This is a genomic window from Micromonospora sp. H61, from assembly GCF_018070325.1.
Taxonomy (GTDB): domain Bacteria; phylum Actinomycetota; class Actinomycetes; order Mycobacteriales; family Micromonosporaceae; genus Micromonospora; species Micromonospora salmantinae.
This window is the reverse complement of record NZ_JAGPXY010000135.1, coordinates 1-5,409: the sequence shown is the minus strand read 5'-3', so window position 1 is coordinate 5,409 and position 5,409 is coordinate 1. Positions and strand designations below refer to the sequence as shown.

3 rRNA genes are annotated in these 5,409 nt (G+C 57.5%); all 3 read right to left on the bottom strand.

Features of this window, described 5'->3' with window-relative positions:
• Positions 1-10: 10 nt before the first annotated feature.
• Positions 11-127: ribosomal RNA gene (gene rrf / locus KBX08_RS31990) — 5S ribosomal RNA — on the bottom strand.
• Between the two features lie 85 nt (positions 128-212).
• Positions 213-3,321: ribosomal RNA gene (locus KBX08_RS31985) — 23S ribosomal RNA — on the bottom strand.
• A 384-nt stretch (positions 3,322-3,705) separates the two neighbouring features.
• Positions 3,706-5,220: ribosomal RNA gene (locus tag KBX08_RS31980) — 16S ribosomal RNA — on the bottom strand.
• The 16S, 23S and 5S rRNA genes sit together here, the layout of an rRNA operon.
• Positions 5,221-5,409 lie beyond the last annotated feature (189 nt).

Below are 5,409 nucleotides of genomic sequence, written 5' to 3'. Positions count from 1 at the left end.
CTGGAAGATTGTCCGGCGGCGTCCTACTCTCCCACACCCTCACGAGTGCAGTACCATCGGCGCTGGAGGGCTTAGCTTCCGGGTTCGGAATGTAACCGGGCGTTTCCCCTCCGCCATGACCGCCGTAACTCTATGAACATATCAAACAACCCCGGCACACAGTCACGGGTGTTCGCTTGTTCAGAGTTGCACAGTGGACGCGTAGCAGCTTAGTAGTCAAGTCCTCGGCCTATTAGTACCGGTCAACTGAACCCGTTACCGGGCTTACATTTCCGGCCTATCAACCCAGTCGTCTAGCTGGGGGCCTTACCCCACAAAGTGGGTGGGATACCTCATCTTGAAGCAGGCTTCCCGCTTAGATGCTTTCAGCGGTTATCCCTTCCGAACGTAGCTAACCAGCCGTGCCCTTGGCAGGACAACTGGCACACCAGAGGTTCGTCCGTCCCGGTCCTCTCGTACTAGGGACAGCCCTTCTCAAGTATCCTACGCGCACGGCGGATAGGGACCGAACTGTCTCACGACGTTCTAAACCCAGCTCGCGTACCGCTTTAATGGGCGAACAGCCCAACCCTTGGGACCTGCTACAGCCCCAGGATGCGACGAGCCGACATCGAGGTGCCAAACCATCCCGTCGATATGGACTCTTGGGGAAGATCAGCCTGTTATCCCCGGGGTACCTTTTATCCGTTGAGCGACACCGCTTCCACTCGCAAGTGCCGGATCACTAGTCCCGACTTTCGTCCCTGCTCGACCTGTCAGTCTCACAGTCAAGCTCCCTTGTGTACTTGCACTCAACACCTGATTGCCAACCAGGCTGAGGGAACCTTTGGGCGCCTCCGTTACCTTTTAGGAGGCAACCGCCCCAGTTAAACTACCCACCAGACACTGTCCCTGAACCGGATAACGGTCCGAAGTTAGATACCCAAATCAACCAGAGTGGTATTTCAAGATTGCCTCCACCCATACTGGCGTATGGACTTCACCGGCTCCCACCTATCCTACACAAGCTAATTCGAGTACCAATGTCAAGCTATAGTAAAGGTCCCGGGGTCTTTCCGTCCTGCCGCGCGTAACGAGCATCTTTACTCGTACTGCAATTTCGCCGGGCCTGTGGTTGAGACAGTGGGGAAGTCGTTACGCCATTCGTGCAGGTCGGAACTTACCCGACAAGGAATTTCGCTACCTTAGGATGGTTATAGTTACCACCGCCGTTTACTGGCGCTTAAGTTCTCCGCTTCGCCCCGAAGAGCTAACAGGTCCCCTTAACGTTCCAGCACCGGGCAGGCGTCAGTCCATATACATCGAATTACTTCTTCGCATGGACCTGTGTTTTTAGTAAACAGTCGCTTCCCCCTGCTCTCTGCGGCCATACAACGCTCCACCCGCGCGGGGCTTCACGTCTCCGGCCCCCCTTCTCCCTAAGTTACGGGGGCAATTTGCCGAGTTCCTTAACCACAGTTCGCCCGATCGCCTCGGTATTCTCTACCTGACCACCTGTGTCGGTTTGGGGTACGGGCCGCTAAGAACTCGCTAGAGGCTTTTCTCGGCAGCATAGGATCACTGACTTCACCTGAATCGGCTCGGCATCACGTCTCAGCCTTCATGTGTTGCGGATTTGCCTACAACACGGCCTACACGCTTACCCCGGCACAACCACCGGCCGGGCTCAGCTACCTTCCTGCGTCACCCCATCGCTTGACTACTACCCATCAGGTTCCCACGCTCCCTCAGCTCAGTCCGAAGACCTCACCAAGTTCGGGTGGTTAGCACAACGAGGTTCATCAGGGACGCTCTTTCGCGGGTACGGGAATATCAACCCGTTGTCCATCGACTACGCCTCTCGGCCTCGCCTTAGGTCCCGACTCACCCAGGGCGGATTAGCCTGGCCCTGGAACCCTTGGTCATCCGGCGGAAGGGTTTCTCACCCTTCTTTCGCTACTCATGCCTGCATTCTCACTCGTGCCGCGTCCACAACTGGGTCACCCCGCTGCTTCACTCGCGGCACGACGCTCCCCTACCCATCCACACACCTGCACAAGGAATCAAGTCCAAGCGAGGATAAAATGTGAATGCCACAGCTTCGGCGGTGTGCTTGAGCCCCGCTACATTGTCGGCGCGGAACCACTTGACCAGTGAGCTATTACGCACTCTTTAAAGGGTGGCTGCTTCTAAGCCAACCTCCTGGTTGTCTATGCGACCCCACATCCTTTTCCACTTAGCACACGCTTAGGGGCCTTAGCTGGTGATCTGGGCTGTTTCCCTCTCGACTACGAAGCTTATCCCCCGCAGTCTCACTGCCGCGCTCTCACTTACCGGCATTCGGAGTTTGGCTGATTTCGGTAAGCTTGTGGGCCCCCTAGACCATCCAGTGCTCTACCTCCGGCAAGAAACACGCGACGCTGCACCTAAATGCATTTCGGGGAGAACCAGCTATCACGGAGTTTGATTGGCCTTTCACCCCTAACCACAGGTCATCCCCCAATTTTTCAACATTGGTGGGTTCGGCCCTCCACGCGGTCTTACCCGCGCTTCAGCCTGCCCATGGCTAGATCACTCCGCTTCGGGTCTAGGACACGCGACTGAATCGCCCTATTCAGACTCGCTTTCGCTACGGCTCCCCCACACGGGTTAACCTCGCCACATGCCACTAACTCGCAGGCTCATTCTTCAAAAGGCACGCCGTCACCCCGCAAGGCTCCGACGGATTGTAGGCGAACGGTTTCAGGTACTATTTCACTCCCCTCCCGGGGTACTTTTCACCATTCCCTCACGGTACTTGTCCGCTATCGGTCACCAGGAAGTATTTAGGCTTACCAGGTGGTCCTGGCAGATTCACGGCAGATTTCAGGGGTCCGCCGCTACTCGGGAACACCCACAGAAGGTCAGCAACTTTCACCTACCGGACTCTCACCGTCTACGGTCAGCCATTCCAGACTGTTCGACTAGCCACTGACTTTGTAACTCCTCGAGTGCATGTCAGTACACTCAGCGGGGTCCCACAACCCCGACCACGCAACCCCTGACAGGTATCACACGCAGCCGGTTTAGCCTCGATCCGCTTTCGCTCGCCACTACTCACGGAATCACTAAATTGTTTTCTCTTCCTACGGGTACTGAGATGTTTCACTTCCCCGCGTTCCCTCCACACACCCTATGTGTTCAGGTGTGGGTGACACCACATGACTGGTGCCAGGTTTCCCCATTCGGACACCCTGGGATCACAGCTTGGTTGACAGCTCCCCCAGGCCTATCGCGGCCTCCCACGTCCTTCATCGGCTCCTGGTGCCAAGGCATTCACCGTTCGCCCTTGACAACTTGACCACAAAGATGCTCGCGTCCACTGTGCAATTCTCAACAAACGACCAACCCACAACCCGATCCGCCCCACACCAAACCCAGCCCCCGAAAGGACCAACGGTATGTGGGGCCAGGCCATGCCTGGCAGACTTCCAGCCCCCACACAGGAGGCCGGCGCGTCTCTGAAACAACAACCAATGGTTGTTCCTTCAGGACCCAACAGGGTGCTCACATTCTCCCCCAGCCGCACCAACAGCATCCGTTCCCACCACCCGAAGATGGCTGTACTAAGCGCCGCCGGCCGTTGCCAGGGCAAAACTTGCCAGTGTCTCCGCCATTCGAGCACCCCGACCCAACATTCGTGGGCCGCGGGCTCCTTGCACCCTTTCGGGTGAAGGTGCTCCTTAGAAAGGAGGTGATCCAGCCGCACCTTCCGGTACGGCTACCTTGTTACGACTTCGTCCCAATCGCCAGCCCCACCTTCGACGGCTCCCTCCACAAGGGTTGGGCCACCGGCTTCGGGTGTTGCCGACTTTCGTGACGTGACGGGCGGTGTGTACAAGGCCCGGGAACGTATTCACCGCAGCGTTGCTGATCTGCGATTACTAGCGACTCCGACTTCACGGGGTCGAGTTGCAGACCCCGATCCGAACTGAGACCGGCTTTTTGGGATTCGCTCCACCTCACGGTATCGCAGCCCATTGTACCGGCCATTGTAGCATGCGTGAAGCCCTGGACATAAGGGGCATGATGACTTGACGTCATCCCCACCTTCCTCCGAGTTGACCCCGGCAGTCTTCGATGAGTCCCCGCCATAACGCGCTGGCAACATCGAACGAGGGTTGCGCTCGTTGCGGGACTTAACCCAACATCTCACGACACGAGCTGACGACAGCCATGCACCACCTGTGACCGCCCCCGAAGGACCTCACATCTCTGCGAGTTTTGCGGCCATGTCAAACCCAGGTAAGGTTCTTCGCGTTGCATCGAATTAATCCGCATGCTCCGCCGCTTGTGCGGGCCCCCGTCAATTCCTTTGAGTTTTAGCCTTGCGGCCGTACTCCCCAGGCGGGGCGCTTAATGCGTTAGCTGCGGCACAGGAAACCGGAGAGGCCCCCCACACCTAGCGCCCAACGTTTACAGCGTGGACTACCAGGGTATCTAATCCTGTTCGCTCCCCACGCTTTCGCTCCTCAGCGTCAGTATCGGCCCAGAGACCCGCCTTCGCCACCGGTGTTCCTCCTGATATCTGCGCATTTCACCGCTACACCAGGAATTCCAGTCTCCCCTACCGAACTCTAGCCTGCCCGTATCGACCGCAGGCTTGGAGTTGAGCCCCAAGTTTTCACGGTCGACGCGACAAGCCGCCTACGAGCTCTTTACGCCCAATAAATCCGGACAACGCTCGCACCCTACGTCTTACCGCGGCTGCTGGCACGTAGTTGGCCGGTGCTTCTTCTGCAGGTACCGTCACTCTCGCTTCGTCCCTGCTGAAAGAGGTTTACAACCCGAAGGCCGTCATCCCTCACGCGGCGTCGCTGCATCAGGCTTCCGCCCATTGTGCAATATTCCCCACTGCTGCCTCCCGTAGGAGTCTGGGCCGTGTCTCAGTCCCAGTGTGGCCGGTCGCCCTCTCAGGCCGGCTACCCGTCGTCGCCTTGGTAGGCCATCACCCCACCAACAAGCTGATAGGCCGCGAGCCCATCCCAAGCCGAAAAACTTTCCACCACCAGCCATGCGGCCAGCAGTCCTATTCGGTATTAGCCCCCGTTTCCGAGGGTTATCCCAAAGCTTGGGGCAGGTTGCTCACGTGTTACTCACCCGTTCGCCGCTCGAGTACCCCGAAGGGCCTTTCCGCTCGACTTGCATGTGTTAAGCACGCCGCCAGCGTTCGTCCTGAGCCAGGATCAAACTCTCCAACAAAAAATTAGTTGAACAGCATCCTGACAACAAACAAATGTTGCCAAAGGAATCCCAACCAGCCAGCAAAAACTGACCAGTCCGGGGTATAAATCATAATTGGCACTGGCTTTACAAGCACCCTGTTGAGTTCTCAAAGAACAACCACACACCGACCAGAAGCCCCACCACAGTGGAACCCCAACCGGGGCT